Origin of the sequence: Pontibacterium granulatum (assembly GCF_029961155.1) — a bacterium.
Lineage (GTDB): Bacteria > Pseudomonadota > Gammaproteobacteria > Pseudomonadales > Balneatricaceae > Pontibacterium > Pontibacterium granulatum.
The window spans coordinates 24,479-48,749 of sequence record NZ_JASBRH010000030.1 but is presented as its reverse complement, the minus strand read 5'-3'; the positions used below and the strand labels follow the sequence as shown (position 1 = coordinate 48,749).

The 24,271-nt window shown below is 53.4% G+C and carries 17 protein-coding genes; 10 read left to right on the top strand and 7 right to left on the bottom strand.

Annotation, left to right across the window (positions count from 1 at the left end; translation table 11 throughout):
• The 4 genes from QKW35_RS19070 to QKW35_RS19055 all read left to right on the top strand — a co-directional run.
• Positions 1 to 339, top strand: a 339-nt coding sequence (locus QKW35_RS19070) for a TRAP transporter large permease subunit (protein WP_282355702.1), incomplete at its 5' end; no start/stop codon positions are given.
• Positions 340 to 604: 265 nt separating this feature from the next.
• On the top strand, positions 605 to 1,333 hold the full coding sequence (locus tag QKW35_RS19065; RefSeq protein WP_282355700.1) for a response regulator: 729 nt from the start codon (positions 605 to 607) through the stop codon (positions 1,331 to 1,333).
• The gene (locus tag QKW35_RS19060; protein WP_282355699.1) at positions 1,330 to 2,121 is read left to right on the top strand and encodes a substrate-binding periplasmic protein; all 792 of its coding nucleotides are present in this window, start codon (positions 1,330 to 1,332) and stop codon (positions 2,119 to 2,121) included. Before QKW35_RS19065 ends, QKW35_RS19060 begins: the two co-directional genes overlap by 4 nt.
• Positions 2,118 to 4,451 carry an ATP-binding protein gene (locus QKW35_RS19055; RefSeq protein WP_282355698.1) on the top strand — a complete coding sequence of 778 codons (2,334 nt, stop codon included), beginning with the start codon at positions 2,118 to 2,120 and terminating at the stop codon, positions 4,449 to 4,451. Before QKW35_RS19060 ends, QKW35_RS19055 begins: the two co-directional genes overlap by 4 nt.
• A gap of 3 nt (positions 4,452 to 4,454) precedes the next feature.
• Here QKW35_RS19055 and QKW35_RS19050 read toward each other — a convergent pair whose 3' ends face one another.
• From QKW35_RS19050 to dctP, 4 genes are all read right to left on the bottom strand, one after another.
• Entirely contained in the window at positions 4,455 to 5,129 is a 675-nt protein-coding gene (locus tag QKW35_RS19050) for a M15 family metallopeptidase (protein WP_282355697.1), read from the bottom strand.
• A 255-nt stretch (positions 5,130 to 5,384) separates the two neighbouring features.
• Positions 5,385 to 6,674, bottom strand: coding sequence for a TRAP transporter large permease (locus QKW35_RS19045; RefSeq protein WP_282355696.1), 1,290 nt, complete (start codon positions 6,672 to 6,674; stop codon positions 5,385 to 5,387).
• A gap of 12 nt (positions 6,675 to 6,686) precedes the next feature.
• Positions 6,687 to 7,235 carry a TRAP transporter small permease gene (locus QKW35_RS19040; RefSeq protein ID WP_282355695.1) on the bottom strand — a complete coding sequence of 183 codons (549 nt, stop codon included), beginning with the start codon at positions 7,233 to 7,235 and terminating at the stop codon, positions 6,687 to 6,689.
• Between the two features lie 111 nt (positions 7,236 to 7,346).
• Entirely contained in the window at positions 7,347 to 8,357 is a 1,011-nt protein-coding gene (dctP, locus tag QKW35_RS19035) for a TRAP transporter substrate-binding protein DctP (RefSeq protein WP_282355694.1), read from the bottom strand.
• A 428-nt stretch (positions 8,358 to 8,785) separates the two neighbouring features.
• Here dctP and QKW35_RS19030 point away from each other — a divergent pair, with 428 nt between their 5' ends.
• From QKW35_RS19030 to QKW35_RS19015, 4 genes are all read left to right on the top strand, one after another.
• Entirely contained in the window at positions 8,786 to 9,838 is a 1,053-nt protein-coding gene (locus QKW35_RS19030; RefSeq protein WP_282355693.1) for a GlxA family transcriptional regulator, read from the top strand.
• A 589-nt stretch (positions 9,839 to 10,427) separates the two neighbouring features.
• Positions 10,428 to 11,447 (top strand): asparaginase, encoded by a 1,020-nt coding sequence (ansA, locus tag QKW35_RS19025; protein WP_282355692.1) that lies wholly within the window; start codon positions 10,428 to 10,430, stop codon positions 11,445 to 11,447.
• 121 nt (positions 11,448 to 11,568) lie between these two features.
• On the top strand, positions 11,569 to 13,098 hold the full coding sequence (locus tag QKW35_RS19020) for an alanine/glycine:cation symporter family protein (protein WP_282355691.1): 1,530 nt from the start codon (positions 11,569 to 11,571) through the stop codon (positions 13,096 to 13,098).
• 182 nt (positions 13,099 to 13,280) lie between these two features.
• Positions 13,281 to 14,093: a helix-turn-helix domain-containing protein gene (locus tag QKW35_RS19015; protein WP_282355690.1), complete on the top strand. Its 813-nt coding sequence runs from the start codon at positions 13,281 to 13,283 to the stop codon at positions 14,091 to 14,093.
• A 29-nt stretch (positions 14,094 to 14,122) separates the two neighbouring features.
• On the opposite strand, the gene QKW35_RS19010 is transcribed toward QKW35_RS19015, so the two are convergent.
• Entirely contained in the window at positions 14,123 to 14,695 is a 573-nt protein-coding gene (locus QKW35_RS19010) for a TetR/AcrR family transcriptional regulator (RefSeq protein ID WP_282355688.1), read from the bottom strand.
• 129 nt (positions 14,696 to 14,824) lie between these two features.
• Here QKW35_RS19010 and QKW35_RS19005 point away from each other — a divergent pair, with 129 nt between their 5' ends.
• Together QKW35_RS19005 and gltA are read left to right on the top strand one after the other, a co-directional pair.
• Complete coding sequence (locus QKW35_RS19005) at positions 14,825 to 15,334, top strand: HPP family protein (protein WP_282355686.1); 510 nt, start codon at positions 14,825 to 14,827, stop codon at positions 15,332 to 15,334.
• A 178-nt stretch (positions 15,335 to 15,512) separates the two neighbouring features.
• On the top strand, positions 15,513 to 16,808 hold the full coding sequence (gene gltA, locus QKW35_RS19000) for a citrate synthase (RefSeq protein ID WP_282355685.1): 1,296 nt from the start codon (positions 15,513 to 15,515) through the stop codon (positions 16,806 to 16,808).
• 66 nt (positions 16,809 to 16,874) lie between these two features.
• Here gltA and QKW35_RS18995 read toward each other — a convergent pair whose 3' ends face one another.
• A complete protein-coding gene (locus QKW35_RS18995) occupies positions 16,875 to 20,291 on the bottom strand; it encodes a PAS domain-containing protein (protein ID WP_282355684.1) in 3,417 nt (1,138 codons plus the stop codon).
• A gap of 107 nt (positions 20,292 to 20,398) precedes the next feature.
• A complete protein-coding gene (locus tag QKW35_RS18990) occupies positions 20,399 to 24,049 on the bottom strand; it encodes a response regulator (RefSeq protein ID WP_282355704.1) in 3,651 nt (1,216 codons plus the stop codon).
• Between the last annotated feature and the right edge of the window lie 222 nt (positions 24,050 to 24,271).

Below are 24,271 nucleotides of genomic sequence, written 5' to 3'. Positions count from 1 at the left end.
TTCTTCCTGGACTGGATCGAGATCACGCTGATTATCCTGCCGCTGCTGGCACCGGTAGTCTCCGCCCTGGGCCTGGATATCAACGGCTACGGTGTCGTGGATAACCCTGAGCTGGTGTGGTTCGTGATGTTGGTGGCGATGGCTTTGCAGACATCGTTCCTTACACCACCGGTCGGATTCGCGTTGTTCTACCTGAAGGGTGTATGCCCACCGAACGTCAAGCTGTCCGACATCTACAAAGGGGTGATCCCGTTCATCTTGCTGCAGTTACTTGGCCTGCTCATTCTGGTGTTCTGGCCACAGCTTGTACTCGTTCTCCCGTCTTTAGCGTACGGCTAAGGCAAAACATCTCAAACTCATCAAACGCCATCACGAGGCGCTCATGCATACATGTTCGGGCGCCTCGCATAACATACAACCTTCCAGACACCTTACAGACGTCCCCGTCGATTCCAAATACGTTTAAACCTGTAAAACGTTGTAAACGATATGTAAACAGAGCTTGCCAACTCTACAGGTAACCCTCTAGGTTTAGAGGCAGGTAAATCCCTGCAGATCACTGCATATAATAAAAATAACGTACGTTGTACGGATAAAAGGTCCGATGAATACAGATTCCAGAATCCTCGTGGTCGATGACGAAGAGCTAACGCGCGATTGTTTGCGCAGCTACTTCGAAGAGGAAGGTTACACCGTTTACAGTGCTGAAACGGCTGAGCAAGCCGAAGCGATTCTCAGCAGCGAGCCAATCGATGTGATCCTGCTCGACATCCGTTTACCGGGCAAGGATGGCCTGACACTCACCCGCGAACTCCGCGTGCATACCGAAGTGGGCATCATCCTGGTCACCGGTCGCCAAGATGAAGTGGATCGCCTGATCGGCCTGGAATGCGGTGCCGATGAATATGTCACCAAACCCTTTAACCCACGAGAAATACTGGCCCGTACCAAAAATCTGGTACGCCGCGTGCGCCACTGTACCGACGCCAAACCGACCGACTCCCTGCCCCACAGCTTTAAGCAGTTCGAGCGCTGGAAGCTGAATCTGGATCGCCGTCAGTTGATCGATGAGCTGCAACAGGTCGTGCAGCTGACCGAAGGTGAATTTCAGCTCCTCAATACCCTGATGACACACTCCGGTCGGGTGATGAGCCGTGAACAGATTCTGGAACAGATCCGTAACCGCGAGTGGGTACCCAGTGACCGCACCGTGGATGTGCTGATCGGTCGTCTGCGCCGCAAGTTGGGCGACGATCCGGCAAATCCCAAAACCATTCTAACCGTTCACGGCGCCGGTTACCTGTTCACCCCCAAGCCCGTGGACATGGCATGACCATCCGCTGGCTGGGATGCACACTGCTCAGCCTTATGCTGAGCATCTCCACCAGCCACGCACGCGTTTTAAAAGCCTGTGGGCACCCGTTTTACCCACCGGTGTCCTGGGTGCAGGGAGATCAGCTCACAGGGCTGGCTCCTTCCGTCACCCTTCAGCTGTTTGCAGAGCTTGGCTACACGGTTGAACTCAGCGCTGACTACAACTGGAAACGCTGTTTGCGGGAAGTGCAGTTAGGTAACGCAGATATCGTAGTCGCGGCATACCGTATCCCCAGCCGGGAAACCTACCTCTGGTTCAGTCAGCAACCGGTGATCGCCGATCCTGTCGCGCTGTTTGTGAACCGAGAGAAGCCAATCAGCTTCACTTACTTGGACGACCTGCGCGGCAAGACTGCCGGGCTGCTTTTGGGCGACAGTTTTGGCGAGCGTTTCGACCAGTTCCTGGCGCAGAATACCCGAATCGAGCATGTGTCCCGCAACCGTCAGAACTTCGAAAAACTCGCCCGCCAGCGTATCGACTTCATGCCCATAGGCCTGCTGAGTGGCCGTCTGCAAAGCCGTAAGATGAGGTATCACGACAAGGTTGTCGCATTAGATTACCGGGTAAGCACCGAGTTCTACTACCTGGCCGTCGGCCACCGGAGCGGATTGAACGAGCACATGCCTTTTATCGATCGCCGCCTGAAAGAGATGCAACAGGATGGCACCATTCAGCGTCTGACCAACCACTACAGCCTGAAATACCTCGACAACGCTGATAAACCGGAGCCACAGACTTCACCATGAATCACCCTAAAGGCCTGTTATCCAAGATTGCCAACTACTCCAGCCAACACCCGCTGGGTTATCGGGTTATGGTGTATGTGTGTGCCTGCAGCTTCCTGTTTATTCTGCTCTCCACGGCTCTGCAACTCACCCTGGATTACCGTCGTGAACACAAGGCAATCGACCAGCAGGTAGACCTGATCCGCAGCAGCTACCTGGCCAGCCTTGCCAAAAGTCTCTGGGACCTGGATCAGGGGCAGATCGAACTGCAGCTAAAAGGGATTCAAAACCTACCCGATGTCGCGTACCTCACACTGGACAGCAACGATGTCTCTATTGAAGACCTGACGCCGCCGTCCGAGGATCACAAGGTACAAACCCACAGTTTTGAGCTGATTCACGTCACCAACCAGACCGGACGCAAGCTGGGCCGACTCGATGTCAGCTTTGACCTCGAAGCGATCAACAGTCGCATCATCAAACGCAGCTTTAACACCTTCCTGACGCAGACGCTGCTGGTCTTGCTGATCGTGCTGGTCATTTTGGTGATCTTCCAACGTCAAATCACCCGCCATCTGGAGTCCATGGCTAACTACAGCAGGGAGATCGGTGCCGGTGAGCTTGAACATAGCCTCACCCTTAACCGCCAACCACCGAAGAAACGGGACGAGCTGGATCAGTTGGTGACGGCACTGAACGATATGCGCCAGTCGATCCGTATGGATATCGCCCGCCGCGAACAGGAAGAGCAGCGCCTGCGTTATAACCGTGACCAACTGCAAGAGATGGTGGAGCGCCGTACCCAGAGCCTACTGCGCGCCAAAGAGGCTGCCGAGGAAGCCAGCAATGCCAAATCCCGCTTCCTCTCCACCATGAGCCACGAGATCCGCACACCCATGAACGGCATGCTGGGCATGATCCAGCTCTTGGAAAGCAGTGAGTTGACTTCAAAACAGCGCGATCATATCCACGTGCTGCACGATGCCACCAACGCCCTACTCGCCACCTTCAACAACGTACTGGAATACGGTCGTCTGGTGGAGGGCGCGTACAGTGTGACGCCGACCTGCTTCTCCTTGCACAACCTGTTGCACAACCTGATTACGCTACTCGCCCCGGAAGCGGACCGTAAAAAGATCGATCTCGTGCTCAACCGTGGTGAGGACGTGATCGATCACTGCTCCACTGAAGAGAGCAGCCTGCGTCAAATCCTCACCAACCTGCTCGCCAATGCCATCAAGTTTACCGATCAGGGGACTGTGCAACTGAACGTCCGCACGCTAAAACAGAAAGGCAGTAAATATCATCTACGTTTTGAGATTATCGACTCCGGCATCGGTATTGCGCCTGAGCTGCAGGAACATATCTTCGACCGCTTTACCCAAGCGGATGAAACCATCACCCGCCGCTTTGGAGGTACCGGCCTGGGCCTTGCTATCTGTAAGGAGCTTGCAGAACACTTGGGCGGCCAGATTGGACTCATCAGTCAACCTGGCCAGGGCAGCACCTTCTGGGTGGAGATTACGCTGGAAGCCGCTCAGCTAACTGAACAAGATACACTACCAAGCACACCACCGGATTCAATCATCCAGCCTCAAAGCATCCTGCTGGTGGAAGATGTGGAGATAAACCAGCAGGTTGTGTTGGGTTTGCTGGCAGAACAACGGCATCAGGTCACCATTGCCAGCGATGGATTTGAGGCCCTGAAGCTGGGCCAGGAGCAACCCTTTGACCTGATCCTGATGGATATGCACCTGCCGGGCCTGAGTGGGATCGAAATCAGCCGGCGCCTGACCAACGATCCGGAGTGCATCAACCAACATACCCGCATCATCGCCCTGACCGCGAGTGTACGGCCGGAGGATGTGCACGATTATCTGGAAGCAGGAATCAGCAACGTCATTGCTAAACCAGTCCAGAAAGCGCAACTGTTTGCAGCCGTACGTGGCGATAAAGTGACAGTCGATACAACCCCGGAGCTTACAGATAAGGAACTCACAGCTATAGAAAACGACGTACCGTTACTGGATCAGGCTATCATCGGTGTGCATCAACAGATGCTGGGGCCTGAAAAGCTGGCCACGCTGATGAATGGCTACTGCAAGGTTCACGATGAACTTTGGCCAAAGCTACAGCAAAGCATCGACGCTGGAGATGATTATGAGATCAGCCAGCAAGCCCATAAACTGGCGGGTGCATGTGACACCTTAGGTTTTACCCGAGCCAGTCACCGACTGCGTCAGTTGGAAGAGCTGGCCGAAATTGGAACGGCGATGAATTCAGAACAGCTGACAGAACTGGAACAGGTCATGGCTCAAACCATCACATTGGCGCGCGACTGGAAGCCATAATCCCTAAAGGTCAATCACACCATAGATCGCAACCGGATTTCCGGTGACATAAGCCCAGAGCTGATCACCATAGGAAAAGTGCCACCACTCCTCCACGTAGTTCACAAACCCCGCCCGCTCCATCACATCCTGTAGCATCTGCCGGTGATAGCGGGCACTGGCAGACAATCCACCAGCATCGGTAACACACAGACCTGGGTCGACCCGACTCCAATCCGCGATCTCCATTCCGAAATCCAAAACCTGCCCATTCGCATCCACCAGCTCTACATCCACAGCCGCACCGGTTGCATGGGGAGGAATATTCAGAGAACCATCAGGGCGTTGAACGGCAGAGACCAAGCGTGTTGTTTCCCGATATGCCTGCGCGTCAGACAGCTCAGGCTGGCGTCGTTTAATCCGTGCATACTCCTGATCAAACAACAGCTGCTGCACCTGAAGGCTGCGATATCCTTCATACAACCGCAGGCAGATCCCATCGGGCAATAACGACTGAGCGTGCTGTAAACGTTCGAGTATCGAGCGACGCACAAAACGATAATGAGGCGCAGTTTCAGGACATTCGGGCGGTGGGCCAAATTGCAGACCGGAAGCCAGGGCGATATCCACCAGCGGCTCATCACACTCTTTCACAGGCATCGCCTGCACCCGAGGCGAGGATGGCGTCAATCTATCCATTCAGTTCCGGACCTCCAATTTCAAAAACGCGTAGGCTGGCCTTCGCAATGCGAAGCCCAACATTTAACGGGCACGTTTGAATCTACGTGTTGGGCATCGCTTCGCGATGGCCAACCTACAAAGGATTCGACCTACCGGTTTCACGTTATCGGACAGTGAGGCAATAAAAAACCCCGCAGAGCCCAAACCGCGGGGTTTTGATGGCGGAAAGCCGATTATGACCCAATCTCCGCCTATGATCTGCCTCCCGGACTACTAGCCCAGGAACAGCTTCGGCAGAAACAGTGACACCTGAGGCACGTACGTCGTGATGATCAGCGTCGGAATCCAGGCGAACAGGATCATAATCAGGGTTGGCTTGAGCATTGCGCTTACGCGTACACCGGTTACTCGTGAACCCAGGTACAACAGCGGTGCCGTTGGCGGCGTGATGTTACCCATACCCAGGTTTACACCAACGATCGCTGCAAACTGAATGGGATCAACACCCAACTCAACCACGATCGGGAACAGCAACGGAGATGCCAGCAGGACGCCACTTACATCGTCCATCAGCATTCCGATTAGAATCATGACCACGTTCACCATGATCAGCACGACGATCGGGTTGTCGGATACAGAGAAGATCAGGTCTTTCGCCAGGGTTGGGATATCTTCAAAGATCAGCAAACGGCTGACGATCATCACCATAAAGAACATCACCATCACCACGCCGGTGGTGGTCGCAGACTGTACCAGCGCTTCTTTGAAATTGTCCTTGTTCAGGCCTTTGTAGATAAAGAAACCCACAGGAATTGCGTACACCACGGCGATACCCGCCGCTTCGGTTGGTGTCATGATGCCGCCATAGATCCCCCCCAGAATCATAAATGGCATCAGCAACGCAGGCAGCGCAAAGCGACTTTTCTTTGCCACATCACCGGTAAAGTTTTCCGATTTTGGCAGGATCTTAATGTTGTTGTACTTGCGCAACATGATGTAGTTCACAATGCACAGTAGCACCACCAGGATCAGACCCGGCACGATAGTCGCGAGGAAACACTTCAGTACAGACTGACGGGTTACCCATGCGTAGATAATCTGGATCGCACTTGGCGGAATCAACAGGCCCAGCGGTGCTGCGTTGGTAATCAGCGCAGCAGACAAGCCTTCCGGGTAATTAGCGCGACGCAGCTGCGGCATCATGATGCTGCCGATACAAGTCAGGGTTGCCGTCGCACTACCGGCAATGGAACCAAATACCGCACTGGCACCTACCGCCGCATACGCGATACCGCCCTTAAAGCGGCCAACAAATAACTCGGCCAGTTCCACCAACGGCTGCGCGATCTTGCCACGCTCCATGATAGTGCCCGCCATGATGAACAGCGGAATCGCCAGCAGTACCAGCACGTTCATGCGCCAGTGACCGGAGGTCAGGAAACCCGCCGGGTCATGGTCACCGGTCAGGTACATATAGACCAGCGCCAGACCAAAGGCGAACGGTACGGGAATACCGATCACCAAGGCGACGCAGATCACAAGTAAGGTCAATAAAATCAACATCGGGAATTACTCTTAGATATGAGGCGGTGCTTCGTCTGATTCCCACTCTTCGCTCGGGCCATCACGCAGGCCACTGTATAAGTGCAAAGAGGTATAGAACGTCATCAGAACGAACCCGAGGAAAATACCCAGTTTCGGAATGAAGAACGGCAGATCGAGACCGGTGGTACGCTGCCAGTCCGGATACGCGACAATCTCTTCATTAAGCATCAACCAGCCCCAATAACTCAGTACGGCGCCAATCAGAATTTCGAGGAACAGGGTGCAGTTCACCACAATCCATTTAGTGCGTACGTTATCGATCACCGACAACAGAAAATCCGCTTTCACATGGGTATTTTCATAACTACCCATCGCACCACCGAGAAAATAAACCCAGAAAGCCAGCATCAATACCCACTCTTCATAAGCGAAGAGATCGGCTTGAAACCCGTAACGCAATATCACAACGAAGAAAAACACAAACGCCATGATCAGACTGGCTGCCGCCAGAAAATATTCTTTTGTTCGCAAAAGAATATCGACCAGACGATGGAGCGGACGCGGTATATTTAAATGCATACAGCAACACTCTTTTTATAGACCGAGCTTGCCCCTCCACCCTAGCTATGGAAAAGCAAGCACGTCTTGAATAAAAAAGCTCTGCGACAGGCCGACCGCAGAGCAAGCAGGTTATTTCAGGTCCGCAACAATCTGGTCAAGCACTTCTTTACCCAGACGCCCTTCCAGTTTTGGCCAAGTCTTTTCACGAATCTCTTTGGCAATTGCGCTACGCTCGGCATCGGAAATAGGCAGGATTTCTACACCAAACTCTTCCAGTTTCTTAAGGTTTGCCGCATCGTTCTTACGGCTCCACTCTACGAAACGTGCAGAGGCTTTTGCGAATACGTCGGAGATTACTTTACGCTGCTCATCGTTCAGCTTTTTCTCCCAGGTTTTCTTGCTCGCGTAGTAGGCGTAGTTTTCCACGAACGCGTTGTACGGTACGTAGTTTTTAATCGCTTCTTTGAAGGTGGTGTAGGTTGCTTCCGGAGTCGCACCGATCATGCCGTCAACCACGCCCTGCTGCAGTGCCGGAAACGCATCACCCCAATCGATGGTGGTGGTTTTGTAGCCCATATCCTCGGTTCCCAACTTGGCAGACTGTGCGCTCCATACCCGGATGTTCTGGCCTTTGTCGCCGGTGCTCTTGTAGTTTTCAGGCACGGAAGAGGCCATTACACCGATGAAGCCTTCAGCGGTTACACCCAGCAGTTTCAGGCCCAGCTTATCCATGCGCTGATCGAAGATGCTGTAGAAGTTAGAGCCCGGGCTGAATACTTTGCCCATCTCTTCGTAGTTGGATACCAGGTATGGCAGAGAGTTGATCTCCAGTACCGGGTCTTTGTGGCTGTAGACAAAGGAGTGAACGATATCGATGCTGCCGCGCACCGCTTCGCCCAACAGCTGCTCACCAGATCCCAGCTGACCGGCCGGGTACAGCTTGATTTTCAGGTCAACACCCGCACTTTCCAGCTCTTTTTTTACATCGCGCAGTACTTCGGAAGCGTACTGGTCAGGGGCATGCTGACTGGCGATACGCAGAACGGTCGCCGCCTCTGCGGAAGTGGTCGCTAACGCGCCCATCATAAGAGACGAAGCAACAATAGATTTGAGGCAGAAACGGGTTTTCGTAGTTTTCATTATTTTCTCCGGATCTTCCGTACTGAAGATAACTAATTTTATTTTTATGGGTTAAACCGCAGCCAATTCACGGCCTGCAGCTCACGTCCATTAAACTTATACACCCGAGAAAATTTAATTTACAGCCACCTCAAAACAGCAAAATCTTCTGTGAAAAAAATTCATATCCCAGATTGTAAACCACCTATTACATTTAAAGCCTATTACCTGGCTACAATCACCCACCAAACCTTTTCTTCGCAACACAAACGAAACTTATGTAAACAAAATACAAACCCAAACCCCTTACTAAATTAATACTCATTTACATTATTTTACATATTTTTACAAAGCCGACATCTGATTAAGAAACGGGATTATTAATCACAGAAACAACCTGCTATAAAAAGAAAAACAATAACTCACTTCCTTCACAAGAGGTCCCGCCCATGACCTGTATAAAAGACACACGCCACTTCAGCTCAGCCCTACGTGATGCCAACAGTCCGTTCCTCGTGACCGAAGAGCAATCGACCAAAACCATCAGTGTGGGATTTGTCCTGCAGGAGCACTTCTCAATGATGGCGTTTACAGCCGCTGTTGATGCGTTGGTCACTGCCAATCTGGTGAAAAACCACCCCTTGTTCAGTTATCAGACCATCGCCGTAGATCAATCCCCGGTAACCAGTGATCTGGGCATTGGTATCGCCGCACAGGATACAATTCGAGGGATTCTGAACGAGCACAAAAAACTGCCAGACATTCTGGTGGTATGCGGTGGTTATCGCTGCTCTACCGAGAAACATCCTCACCTTACTCAGCTTTTGAAGGAAGCACAGCGCCAAGGTATTACCCTCGGTGGGATCTGGAACGGTGCTATAGCGCTGGCCCAGGCTGGAATTCTCGATAGCCATGAGTGTGCGCTTCACCCGGACAACCATGCCCTGATGCAGGAGCACTTCCCTCAAGTACGCATATCCAACCAGGTTGTGATCACCGACGAGCACCGCCTGACCAGCGCGGGCCCTACCAGCGCGTTGGAGATGATGCTGGGTATGATCGAAAACACCCAAGGCAAAGAGGTGGTACGCGCCATCCGTGAGATTCTTAGCTGTGATCAAATCTCCGAGCATAGCGACACAACACTAAGCACCCTCAGCGACGATCCCTGCCTACCGCAAAATTTGCGCGATATGATGGAGCTGATGGCCGCAAACATCGAAGAACCGATGAGTATGGAAGAGCTGAGCGGCTGTGTTGGCGTTTCCCGCCGTCAGATCGAGCGACTGTTTCAGAACCACCTGGATACCTCGCCAAGCCGCTACTACCTGGAACTGCGCCTGACACATGCCCGCCGCCTGCTGTTACAAAGCAACGAGCCAGTGTTGAACATCGCCTTGGCGTGCGGATTCGTTACCTCAAGCCACTTCAGCAACTGCTTTAAGGATTATTTTGGCCTGTCGCCAAGTCATGCGCGGGAGAAGTACAAGTCACAATATTAAAAGGTGCTAAGTGTCGCTACTCGGTACCCTATCACGAGTAAATGGGCACTCTGCGGGCGTCGGCAAGCTAATGCTAGCCCTACAATGATCCGATACCCTCTGAACACTGTAGGGCGTCTTTTAAGGCGCCAGAAGCCGTAATGGCTGCCCTTCCGAGCCTTTAATAGCTCGCACACCCACTCTGTTCACCACACAACCAGCATCAACCCACACTAGCGCCACTTGGCGCTTTAAAAGCACTACCGCGCACCAAATGTTACCAGCTAGTCAAATTTCTTCCGCTATGACGTTCTGGTGAAATAGCCTCCGCGTAATGGTACAGCGGGACGGCAAGTTTTTTCTGAGCAGATCTCATCACGCAGGCGGTAATGCAGTACTGCTTTTGCGGCTATTTGTTCACTGCTCTAACGAGCTTGCAATAACTCCCCCCTGTCTTTGGGGGCTTGTTTTCTCAAGCCCTCCTTTTAATTCTCGCGGTGCGACCGTCTATGAGCACACCTCTCCAACGTCTCATGTCCCAGAACATGCAGGCTGATCGGTGTTTCATACCGTGGTCGCACCCTATGTTTGCACCTGGAGTTAAAGCTACGTGAAACGTCGTGTATTGATCATCTACACCGGTGGCACCATCGGTATGCAGCCTTCCGAACAGGGCTACGTGCCAATGACGGGCTTTAACGAGTTGGTAGCAACCGAGCTCAACTCTCGTGGCATCAGCGGGCTGCCTGATTTCCAGTTCGACATGATCGAATGTCAGCAACTGATCGATAGCTCAAACCTGGTACCGGATGACTGGACTCGCCTGGGCAATCGCCTCCAGCAGAACTGGAACGACTACGACGGTTTTGTGGTGTTGCACGGCACCGACACCATGGCGTACACCGCGTCCATGCTGTCCTTCATGCTGCAGGGCATGGATAAACCGGTCATCCTGACCGGTTCTCAGATCCCGATGGTTGAGCTGCGCAGTGATGCACCGGACAACCTGACCACCGCCCTGCTCCTGGCCGGCAACTACGACATTCCTGAAGTATGTATCTACTTCAACGGCCGTCTTCTGCGCGGTAACCGAAGCTCCAAAGTAAAGAGCTCCGGATTCGATGCGTTCAACTCCCCTAACTTTCCATGGCTTGCCAGTGTTGGTATCAACATCGAGCTGCAGCAAAGCCTCCTGCTGGAGCACGCAGGCAGCATGGGCGAGATCCCGGTGTTTGATCCGGACGCAGTCAGCATTCTCCAGACCTATCCGGGCATCTCGGCACGCATTGTAGAAGCGGTGCTGGATCACTCATCGCTGAAAGGACTGGTCTTGCAAACCTACGGTGCGGGTAATCCGCCAGATGCCAATCCCGCATTTATTGATTGTTTGCAGCGTGCGTCCGAGCGCGGCGTTGCAATCCTGAACATCACACAGTGCCCACACGGCTCTGTGAGTCAGGGCGCCTACGCTACCGGGGCGACCCTCAACCGAATTGGTGTTGTGCCAGGGGGCGATATGACCCTCGAGGCCGCGTTCACCAAAATGCATTATCTGATCAGCCAATCCAGGTCTGCAGAGGAGATACGTACTGCACTGCGTACTCCCCTCTGCGGCGAGCTGAGCAGGTGATCCCAACAGCAGGACGCTGTACCCTTCTCGCCCTAACCTAACCCACTGGGGAGGGTGAGACACAATACAACAATAATTCCAACAGAGTGCTCACAAGGCACATTTTTAGGAGAACTTTCTCATGCAAGCATTTGTCGACTTTATGAACGGCATAATCTGGAGTCCGGCGCTGATTTACCTCTGCCTGGGCGCTGGTCTGTTCTACTCGATCATGACCCGCTTCGTACAGGTACGCATGTTCCGTGAAATGTGGAACCTGCTGCTGTCAGGTAAAAGCTCCGAACACGGTATCTCTTCCTTCCAGGCCCTGGCTGTATCCCTGTCTGGCCGTGTAGGTACCGGTAACATCGCAGGTGTTGCGGCAGCGATCGGCTTCGGCGGTCCTGGTGCAGTATTCTGGATGTGGGTTGTGGCGTTCTTCGGCGCGGCTACTGCATACGCAGAATCGACTCTGGCACAGATTTACAAAGAAGAACACGAAGGTCAGTACCGTGGTGGTCCGGCTTACTACTTCGAAAAAGCGATGGGTCAGAAATGGTTCGCTTGGGTCTTCGCTATTTCCACCATTCTGGCGTGTGGTGTTTTCCTGCCGGGCGTGCAGGCTAACAGTATCGGTAACGCTGTAGAGCAGGCATTCGGTACTGGCGCAATGATCGAGACGTCTATGGGCACCCTGAGCATGGCTAAGATCATGACCGGTACCATCGTTGTTCTGATCCTGGGCTTCATCATCTTCGGTGGCGTTAAGCGTATCGCTAACTTCACCCAGGTTGTTGTACCTTTCATGGCACTGGCGTACATCATCATCGCCGCTGTTATCGTTCTGCTGAACGTCGACATGCTGCCAGGTATCGTCGGAATGATCCTGGAAGACGCATTTACTCCAATGGCAGGCCTGGGCGCTGCAATTGGCTGGGGTGTTAAGCGTGGCGTCTACTCCAACGAAGCAGGTCAGGGTACAGGTCCTCACGCTGCCGCAGCAGCGGAAGTTGAGCACCCGGCACAGCAGGGTCTGGTACAGGCATTCTCTGTATACATCGACACCCTGTTCGTATGTTCTGCAACTGCATTCATGATCCTGATCACCGGCGCGTACAACGTACACGGTGCAGGTGATGCATTCCTGGTACAGAACATCTCCACTGATATCGCCGCTAACGGCCCGATGTTCACACAGATGGCAATCGAAAGCGTATTGCCAGGTGTAGGTAATCCGTTCATCGCATTCGCGCTGTTCTTCTTCTCCTTCACCACCATTCTGGCGTACTACTACATCGCAGAAACTAACGTTGCCTACCTGAAACGCTCCTTCGACATCCCAGGCCTGACCGGTCTGCTGAAGCTGGTTCTGATGGCTGCGACTTTCTACGGTGCCGTTAAAACTGCCAACCTGGCATGGGCGATGGGTGACGTAGGCGTAGGCCTGATGGCATGGCTGAACATCGTCGGCATCCTGATCATCTTCTTCATGTCCAAACCAGCGCTGAAAGCTCTGAAGGACTACGAAACTCAGCGTAAAGCTGGTGTAGCAGTATACGAGTTCAACCCGGCAAAACTGGGTATCAAGAACGCGACCTTCTGGGAAAAACGTTGCGGTGTTAAAGCCACCGCTTCCCAGAAAGAGGACGAGAAAGAAGCCGAACTGGTGTAATTTCTAACCTCTGAAAACACAGCCCACCCCTGCCCGGCAGCGGTGGGCTTTTTCTTGTGTGCAGCCGGCGTTAAAATAGCCGCGAAATCGCTGCTGATCCAGCGTCTTTCCACTACGTAACACTCGCAGAACGCGGCTATCCAGCGTTCAGAGCTGTTTATGGCTAATAATCGGGACCCAGGATGACACAAGACTTTCCGCGCAACCTCCGACTGCTGTGCAGTTACTACAAATCCATTGCCGAGGTGTGCCGTCGTCTCAACATCAACCGCCCACAGTTTAACCGTTACCTGAGCGGTCGCTCTATGCCCTCTGCGAACACCATGCGCCGCTTTTGCGACTTCTTTGGTGTGGAAGAGCATGAGATCCTGATGCCCCATAGCCAATTCCAGCGCCTGATTCAGGTACGCCCAACGGCCACAACACCGAAAGATTCGGGCCGGCCGGAAACCGAACATATGGAGCATATCGGCAAGCTGGGCAATACCGGTCTCGATAAGTACCTGGGCTACTACTTCGAATACCACATCTCCATGGCCTGCCCCGGAAAATTACTTCGAATGCTGGTTTGCCTGGAGCGGCAGGATGACAAGATCTATTATCAGCGCACCGAACGCCTCAAAGAGAGCCCACATGAAAAAACCTATCACGGTGTTTATCTGGGCATGGCGAACTTCCTCACCGACCGTATTTTCATGGTGGACTACGAGTCGCTGACTAGCCACGAAATAACCCAGACCATCCTCTTCCCGACCTTCAAAAACCGCGTCTCCCGCCTGACCGGGCTTAAGCTCGGTGTATCCGGCAGTGGCGAACGTATGCCATGTGCTGCACGGGTGATGTACGAGTATCTGGGGCAATCCGTGGATGTGCGTCGAGCACTTGCGCTGTGCGGTTTGTACGAATTGGATTCACCTGAGATCGAGGACTCGATCAAGAAAGCGGTCACCAACGATATCGCGCCAGGCGAATGGCATTTCCGGGCACGTCACTGAACGTATAAAGCGACCCTACAATTCAACAACTAAAGTGCGGCCACAAGCATTCTTGCGGTTTCCTTTGCCTTAACAGCAGCTGTTCGATCTCCCTGTACATAGGCTACTGTGATCGCCCCCTCTTTAAGCAGGCTCAGAGCATTAGTTAACCGCGCCACGGCTTCACAGTCCGCGACAAAGCTCTCCACCTGTTTGCGGATCAACTCGACAACGAGCTGCTTATGGCAGGCACACTGCTGATGCAACGGATGCTCCAGCTCGCTGTACTCCCCACTCACGTTGATAAAGAAACAACCGTGGAATGGCAGCAACACGTCAACACGGTCGTTAAACCAGTCATCAAGCGCATCAAACAGTGCATCTATCTTTTCGATGCCAACCGGTGCCGCTTCCAGCCGTGATTGCAGCCAGTTACGGAAACACACATCGCGGTATTCCAACACCGCTAAAACCAGCTCGTCTTTGCTGCCGAAGTGATGGTAGAGGGTTTTCTTGGCCACGCCTGATTCAGCAAGGATTTCGTTGATCCCTACGGCGTGAACGCCTTTTTGGTAAAAAAGTGCGAAGGCGGTGGTGATCAGGTGAAGGCGTTTTGGAGACATAAATATCAAAGGAGAGCTGAAAGAAACGATGTTGACACAGGTAGACCAAGCTGTCTACCATGCAACAAAAGTAGACAGGTCGGTCTACCACCAGACAAATCACCAAACCGCACATAACCGGAGACCAATATGTCAGCCCTTCAATCACTCTTAAAAAGCGATGGCGCCGCGCTGCCGCCGAAGCAGTCCGTCAGCAACATTCTACTGGCCGGGATCGGCGGATTTGTGGCGATCGCAGTGCTGGCCTACCTCGCCCAAAGCCTGGAGGCCGTATTGGTATTGGGCTCGTTTGGCGCCTCATGCGTCCTGGTCTTCGGCTTTCCCGAAGCACCTTTTTCACAACCTAGAAATGTGGTTGTTGGCCACCTGCTGAGTTCATTCGTCGGGTTGCTCTTCCTCACACTGTGCGGCCCAACCTGGTGGTCTGTCGCACTTGCAGCAGGCACCGCAATCGCGCTGATGATCGCTACCCGCACCGTTCATCCACCCGCGGGCTCAAATCCGGTGATTGTATTTCTGACGCAACCGGCTTGGGACTTTCTGCTATTCCCAACGCTTACCGGTGCTCTTCTACTGGTGGTGGTTGCCGTGCTCTACAACAACCTGATACGCAAAACGAACTATCCGAAGTATTGGTAACGGAATAATTCCGTCGACCAAGAGCGACACATGATGGATCTATACTGAAAGCAGGTATTTCCCTCTGACCGACTAAACATCCTTCTGGAGGGCTTCAATACAAAGGGATACGCTGCATTCAGTGCATCCTTTGTAGCCACCTCACACAGTGCTCCTAAGGCGCACAAGGTTCAGCCCCATGTCAAAAAACACGCTCACACTCCGCGACAATCGCACCGGTAAAACCTTAGACCTTGAGATCCAGCAAGGGGTAGCCGGTCCGCCTGTAGTGGACATTCGGAGTCTTTATGGGGAAATGGGGATCTTTACGTTGGATCCGGGTTTCAAATCAACCGCATCCTGCACCAGCCAGATCACCTTTATCGACGGTGAAAAAGGTATTCTGCTGTACCGTGGTTACCCCATCGAACAACTGGCGGAGAAAAGCAGCTTTAGCGAGACGGCCTTCCTATTGATGAAAGGGCAACTGCCCAACCAACAGGAACTTGATGAGTTTAACGACCTACTCACGCACCACACGATGGTGCACGAGCAGCTGCTGAACTTCTACCAGGGTTTCAGACGCGATGCACACCCAATGGCGATCATGGTGGGTGTAGTTGGTGCCCTCTCGGCCTTCTACCACGATTCCCTGGATATCCATGATCCACAGCACCGCGAGATCTCGGCGATTCGGCTACTGGCGAAGATCCCCACCATTGCCGCTGCCTCTTATAAGCATTCGATCGGCCAACCGTTTATCTACCCGGATAACCATCTCGACTACTCCAGCAATCTGTTGAAAATGCTATTCGCAGTGCCTAGCGAGGAATATGAGGTCAATCCAGTCATTGCTCAGGCGCTGGATAAGATTCTGATTCTTCACGCTGATCATGAACAGAACGCATCGACCTCAACCGTGCGTCTGGCCGGTTCCACCGGTGCCAACCCGTTTGCAGCAATCTCAGCGGGTATCAGCGCCCTCTGGGGACCTCTTCACGGGGGTGCCAACGAAGCGGTGCTGAATATGCTGCACGAGATCGGTGACGTTAAACACCTGCCAAAATACCTCAAACGCGCCACCGATCCTGATGATCCGTTCAGACTGATGGGCTTTGGTCACCGGGTTTATCGTAACCACGATCCACGTGCACGCGTTCTGCGGGAAGAAGCACAAAAAGTATTAACCGCACTTGGGCGTCATGATGATCCCCTCTTCAAACTCGCATTGGAGCTGGAGCGGATAGCGCTGGAAGATGACTACTTCATCAAGAAAAAACTGTATCCGAATGTGGATTTCTACTCGGGCATTATCGAAAGCGCGATGGGTATCCCATCAAACATGTTTACCGTGATGTTCGCCCTGGCCCGCTGCGTGGGCTGGATCGCCCAGTGGAAAGAGATGATCGTGGATAAAGACCAGGTCATCGGTCGCCCACGCCAGCTGTATACCGGCGCGGCGCAACGCGACTATCTGCCGATCAACAAACGTTGAATTCTACCCGACATCGCCGCGGTTCCGGTTTAAATGAGTTTTGAATCAACCGGAGCACAAGGCGTTTCAGTCTGCGGGAGGAAAATGAGACTGCAGCGCCTGTTTGAGCTGCTCGACGTCTGCTTCCAAGGTCTCCAAGATATCAGAGGCTGACTCAAGCTTCCCGTCTCGCGCGATAAGCTCCAGCTGGAGCGCGGTGTTAACGGTGCGTTTCGCCGCAAAAACGGCAGCGCTCCCTTTTAACGTATGCGCTGCTCGCCTTAACGCTACGGCGTCTCCTGCAGCCAGCGTAGTCTGGATCTCGGTCATTAATTTAGGGCATTCGTCGTAAAACAGTGTGACCAGATCCTCTAAGACCCCCATATCGCCTGCGACCTGCTCCAAGGCGCCATCTGGATCAAACACCTCAAGGGGAGCAGGTACTGTTTCCACAACCTTCTCTTTGGCCTGAGTCTCTTTGCTCTCAATCCCTTTACTGCGTGCCTCTTCTACTGAAGTTTTCTGAAGTGAAGCCACCTGGGTAGCGCCCGTTGCAGGCTGGCTTGCTTCAGATGCCGCCGCTTTCACCACCTGCTCAATCGTGTCGTAAAATTGCTGGGAACGGATTGGTTTCGGAATATAGTCATCCATCCCGGCGTTCAGGCATTGCTCGCGGTCGCCCTTCATCGCATTGGCGGTCATGGCGATGATCGGCAGGTGCGATGCGCTATCGGCTTCCATTTCCCGAATACGCTGGGTGGCCTGGAAGCCATCCATCTCCGGCATCTGTACATCCATCAATACCAAATCGAAATTTTCTCTCGTATACCGCTCAACTGCTTCCTTGCCGTTACTGGCGATAACGACTGTATAACCGCGCTGCTCCAGTAACTTGGTAGCAACCTTCTGGTTTATCAGCCCGTCTTCGGCGAGCAGAACATGCAGCGCCGCCGCGCCTGGCGTGGATACCGCGTCCGTGGCCGCCACCTGCTCTGGCTGGGTAATCAATCCCTTCAGACTAAGAATGACATCCAACAGATTGGACTGTTTCACCGGCTTGGTCAGGCAACGGGCGATTCCCCTATCCTGAAGGCTTACCATTTTTTCAGACTGCCCGACGGAGGACAGCATAATAATTGCCATCTCCGCGAAACGAGGATCGGCCCTTAACTGCCGCGCCACCTCGAAACCATCCATGCCGGGCATCATCATATCCAACAGCATCAGGTGATAAGGTTTACCAGCCGTCCGGGCCTGTTCCAGTTTATCCAGTGCTTCAGCTCCTGAAGCAGCAGTATCAGGTTTCATGGCCCAATTAAGCAGGATCTCCTCCAGGATGTGCCGGTTGGTCTTATTGTCGTCAACAATCAGTACCGGCAGTTCATGTAGAGCGGACAAATCCCTCGGCGGCTCGGCAGAAACGTCCTGTTGGCGCTTCAGGACCAAGGTGAAGTGAAAGGCTGTGCCCACTCCTGCAGTACTGTCCAACGACATCTCGCCGCCCATCATATCCACCAGTTGGGTGGATATGGCCAATCCCAGGCCGGTACCGCCAAAGCGACGGGAGATGGAACTGTCAACCTGACTGAAGGAATCAAAAATATGTTTTTGCTGTTCTGGCGGAATGCCAATGCCTGTGTCACTGACGGAAAACAGCAGCGAAACCTCTTCTGCTGTGACCGCTTGCGTCCTTACTTCAACCAGTATTTCCCCTTGCTCGGTAAACTTGATGGCATTCCCAACCAGGTTGACGATTATCTGCCGCAGGCGTCCCGGATCACCAACCAACGCATCGGGAACCTCCGGAGGAATATGCCCAACCAGCTCCAGCCCCTTTTCAGAGGCTCTAACCGCAAGCGCCTGTAGGGTATCGCCCAGAGTATCCCTTAGATTAAACTCTATCTCCTCCAACTCCAGCTTACCGGCTTCGATCTTCGAGAAATCGAGGATATCGTTCAACAACCTCAATAAGGTGTCCGCCGATTGCTGGATCATGCCCAGGTACTCCCGTTGCTGAGTTGAAAGCATGGTATTACCAAGCAGTTCGGACATACCGATCACGCCGTTCATGGGGGTACGAATCTCATGGCTCATATTGGCCAGAAATTCACTCTTCGCCTTTGACGCTTGTTCAGCAGCAACTTTGGCTTTTCGCAGCTCCTCGTGGGAGGCCTTTAATTCGGCAGTGCGCGCTTCAAACTGTTTCTCGAGCTTGGCATTGATGGTGAGCAACTCCTCCTGTAGTGCTTGCGCTTGGGCCTGGGCCTGCTTCTGTTCAGTGATATCGGTTAAAAATCCCTCTTGCGCCACTATGTCTCCATCGAAATCAAACACACCACAGCCCTGCTCCCACACCCACTTTTCCTCACCTGTGCGCGTACGGATGCGGTATTCCACGCGATAGGGACGCCGCTCATCCAATGCCTGCCGAATCTGTTCGTACACCCCACCCCGGTCTTCGGAATGGATCAATTCAGTGAAATCAACGATCTCACCGGCGACAAGCTCCTCCGGCGTATATCCCGTCAGCTCCTCACAACCACCACTAACGAACTCGAGGTACGACTGCGGCATATCAAGCCCCCGGTAGACAACACCGGGGAGGTTTGCAATTAACGTTGCCAAGCGACGCTGACTCTCCGCCAGCTCCCGAGTCGTACTGTCTCTCTGCGCCTGGAGGCGTTTCTGCTCGGTGATATCAGTAACAAAACCTTCCAACGCCAGTACTTCGCCATCCGGGCTATAAACACCGCAGCCCTGGGTCCACACCCACTTCTCTTTACCGTCCTTAGTCGGAATTCGGTGCTCAAACTGATAGGGATAATGATCGCGTAGCGACTTCTGGATGGTCTCCCAAATACGCTCCTGGTCTTCCGGGTATACGATGAGGCCAAAGTGATCCAGCTCCTGGGGTGAGTAACCAGTCAGCTCCAGGCAACCCTCACTGACAAACTCGGTAGGCCACTCCGGAGTGTTACGCACCCGATAGGCTGCCCCCGGTAGGTTGGCTATCAGCGTGGCAAGGCGACGACGGCTCTCTTCCAGCTCTTGGGACGTAAGATCCCATTGCGCCTGGGCCTGCTTCTGCTCGCTGATATCGGTAATAAAACCTTCCAGCGCCTGGAGCTCTCCGTCGGCAGCATAAACACCACAGCCCTGTTCCCACACCCACTTTTCCTGCCCATCGCGCGTTCGGATACGGTACTCGACACGGTAGGGATATCGATCTGCTAGTGCCTGCTGAATCTGCTCCCAAAGCAGCTCCCTGTCGTCCGGATGGATCAGCTCACCGTAGGTCACAGTCCCACCGATTTCCAACGCCTCAGGTGAATAGCCGGTCAAGCCTAGACAGCCTTCGCTGATAAACTCCATCGGCCACTCTTCGGTATTGAGACATCGATAGGCAAACCCGGGCAGGTTGGCCATCAGATTGGCAAGACGACGCTGACTCTCTGCCAATGCCTGGCTGGTATTGTTAGGGTCTCTTGAGGGTGATTGCTTCATGAGCATATCCCCATCTTTCTGTTAAAACTGATTTCCCCTTCTGATCAGGGGAAAACATCTTGGAACAACGTGGTCCAGAGCGTCATCAAAACAGCAGTTAAGCGGTATCAGACAGCGGGTGGAAATCGAGATTCCAGTGCCTGCTTCAACCGCTCAACCTCCATTTCAAGGGTCACCAATGTTTCCGGGGCGGTGTCAAGCTTCCCGTCTCGCGCCATAAGCTCCAGCTGAAGCGCGGTGTTAACGGTGCGTTTCGCCGCAAAAACGGCCGCACTCCCTTTTAACGTATGCGCTGCTCGCCTTAACGCTACGGCGTCTCCTGTAGCCAGCGTAGTCTGGATCTCGGTCATCAATTTAGGACACTCATCGTAAAACAGTGTGACCAGATCCTCTAAGACCTCCATATCACCACCAACCCGCTCCAAGGCGCCATCTGGATCAAACACCTCAAGGGACGCTGACGCTGTGTCCGCAGTTACTTCCTGGGTTTGAGTTTCTTGCGCTAGAGGCTCTTGCTGGATAGCTCCCGCTACGTCACCCACTCCCCGCATGCGTTCTTCTATGGGAGCCGCGTTAAGCACCTGCTCGATGGTTTCGTAAAGCTGCTCAGAACGGATCGGTTTCGGGATGTAACCATCCATGCCAGCCTTCAGGCATTGCTCCCGATCACCCTTCATTGCATTGGCGGTCATGGCGATGATCGGAAGGTGCGACGCACCAGCGGCTTCCAATTTACGAATATGTTTAGTCGCTTCAAAACCATCCATCTCGGGCATCTGTATATCCATCAGCACCAGATCAAAGTGCTTTTGTTTGTACCTCTCGACTGCTTCTTGGCCGTTATTGGCTATATCAACAAAGTACCCTCGCTGTTCCAACAACTTGGTTGCTACCTTCTGGTTTATCAGCCCGTCTTCGGCAAGAAGAATATGCAACGCAGCTGTGTCCTGCACAATCATTTCCTCCGACTCTGGCACAGCCTCCGGCTGGGTCTCCCCTCCCTCCACGCTGAGAATGGCATCGAGCAGGTTAGATTGTTTGACCGGCTTGGTCAGGAAACGGGCGATCCCCTTCTCGTGGAGGTCTGCTGCTTTTTCGGATTGTCCTATGGAGGACAACATGATGATCGCCATCGCCGCATACTTGGGATCCGAACGTACGCGCCGCGCCACTGCAAAACCATCCATGCCTGGCATCATCGCATCCAGCAACATCAGGTGATAATGCGTTCCGGCTTTGTGGGCCTGTTCAAGTGCATCCAGCGCCTCGGCACCGGAGGCCACGCTGTCCGGCTGCATCGCCCAATTGAGCAACATCTCCTTCAGTATGCGCCGATTGGTGCTGTTATCGTCAACGATCAGCACCGGCAGCTGGTGCAATGCAGACAGCCCTCTCGGCTGTATGGTGACCAAACCCTGTTGCCGCCTGAGCGTCAGCGAAAAAGTAAAAGTGGTGCCCTCACCTACGGTACTTTCCAGCGACATCTCGCCCCCCATCATCCCCACTAACTGGGAAGAGATGGCTAGTCCCAAACCGGTTCCACCGAAGCGGCGTGAGATAGAGCTATCGACCTGACTGAACGATTCGAAGATGTATCCCTGCTGTTCTGCCGGAATACCAATGCCTGTATCACTGACGGAAAACTGGAGTGAAACCTCCTCTTCTTTCACCGCCAGTTGGCAGACATCAACCAGGATTTCCCCCTGTTCGGTGAACTTGATGGCGTTCCCAACCAGGTTGACGATTATCTGCCGCAGGCGTCCCGGATCACCAACCAACGCATCGGGAACCTCCGGTGGAATATGGCCGACCAGTTCCAGGCCCTTCTCGGATGCCCGCAAAGCGAGGGTCTGCAGGGTATCGTCCAGGGTATCCCGCAAATTGAAGTCGATCGCCTCCAGCTCCAACTTGCCGGCTTCGATCTTGGAAAAGTCCAAAATGTCGTTCAGCAACCGCAGCAAGGTATCGGCCGACTGCTGGATCATGTTCAGGTCTTCCCGCTGCTGCGGCGACAGGTTGGTGTTCCCGAGCAGTTCCGACATACCGATGATGCCGTTCATCGGGGTACGTATCTCGTGGCTCATGTTGGCGAGAAATTCGCTCTTCGCCTGGTTGGCGGCGTCCGCTTGCTGCAATGCGTGCACGATCTCCGCTTCCATCTCCTTGCGCCTGGTGATGTCCGTGTAGGTGGATACATGGCCGCCGCCGGGAATCGGCGAATAGCGAATCTCCACGATGGTGCCGTTGGGTCGCGTTCTCTCCTCATGCGGCTGCTCACCCTGTTTTGCCATCTCCAGGCGCACCCTGATTTGTTCTTGCGGGTTACCCGGGCCGAACTCGTGCCGGAGGACATCGTAGTTCAGAAAATCCTGCAGTGGACGGCCGGGCTCCATCAGTTCTTCAGGATATTCACAAATATCGAGGAATCGCTGGTTCCAGATCAGGAGCCTTAAGTTTTGATCGAAAGCTACCAGTCCCTGATCCATGCTGGCCATCACTGTTTGGAGCATGCTCGTCTCCTCAAGCGAACGGTCCCGGTCCAGCGTGGTTCGTTTCAGGTCTTCGAACGCCTCCTGCAGCTCAACATTCTTGCTCTTCAACGCCTCCATGAGCTGGTCCCGAGCCTCAACGGAATCACGAAACACGCTAAGCGCGTTCGCCATACGACCAATCTCATCAGGACCGCCTGCCGGAAGCGGCGACTTAAGGTCACCGTCGACGATCTGTAACATCCGGCTACTTAAGGCCGTTAAACGGGCGATCAGGTTACGACCGACATACAGCCATACAATCAAGCTTGAACTGATCAGGCTCAGCACCACAATGACAATCAGAATACCGGTACTTAGGTTCTGAACAGCAACGACATCCTGATCCGCACTGGCAACCACTTTTTTTGCACTCTCGACCAAGCTGTCCACAACTTCCGTGACCGTCAGAGACAGTTTGCCGTTTTCGATCGACAACGCTTCGGCTTCAACCAGGATCTCCAGTTCCTGGTCACGCAGATCAGGAATGTTATCAACTCCTGTGGCATAGAGCTCCAACTCCAAAAGAGCTGGCCAGAGATGTTCCTGCAGCTTGGAACTGAAAGCATCCCGTTGCCGACCAATTTTGCGCAGCGACGTACCCATTCGCACCGTCAAGATCGTTAATTGACGCTCATCGCTGGTAGTCGTTATTTGATGTAAAGAATCACTGACCTTGGAGGCTTCCAGTTGAGTGGTAGTGAGGGCCTGGTATAAAGGCAACAATGTCACCATTTGGTCGATCACATCGGCCTGTTCCGGCGCAGATGGATCAGTGCTACTGATCACTGCATTCCACTGCTTCAAGTCGTGCTCCATAACGGTCATCCATGGTGCCAGTAGCTGCTGGATCTTCTGATGAACCCTGGTTGCGTTGTTCAGCGCCTCTTGCTTTTGGTCGGCAATCTGCAGGCGTCGGACAATCAGTTCGTCAACAGCATCAATATTGCTCGTCAGTCTTTCGACCGCTTCTGAAATCGCCCGGTAATCAGATGTATCAGACCACGTATGTTCTACGACACTGAGCAGCTCATTTAGCCTTTCAACTTCTTTCCCGATCTTGTTGGATTCTTCGTCATACTGATCGAGTGTGCTGACCGTGATCAGAGCAGGGGCTGCCGCAACAACCCTTGCCGTCTGTTGTGCCAGTTCCTGAGACGCCAGGGCGGAGGGAAATTTATGGAGGGTGATCAGAGAGAGGCTATCGCGAACCTGCAGCATTGAAACCATTGCAGCCACTGCAGCCCCCACTGCAAAAGCACTAATGGCAAAAAATGCTAAAAGTAGTCGACCACGAACTCCCATTTGATTTCTCGCAATCAGGGTGCACGCACACAGACACCCTGCTCTTTGTTAACACATTCAACATGTTTAGCAGACGCCCGCGCAGCCCTTCCCTGACAAATGCCCTGCAACGGCATAGATACGGGCGCTCTGCACGATTTGCTCCAA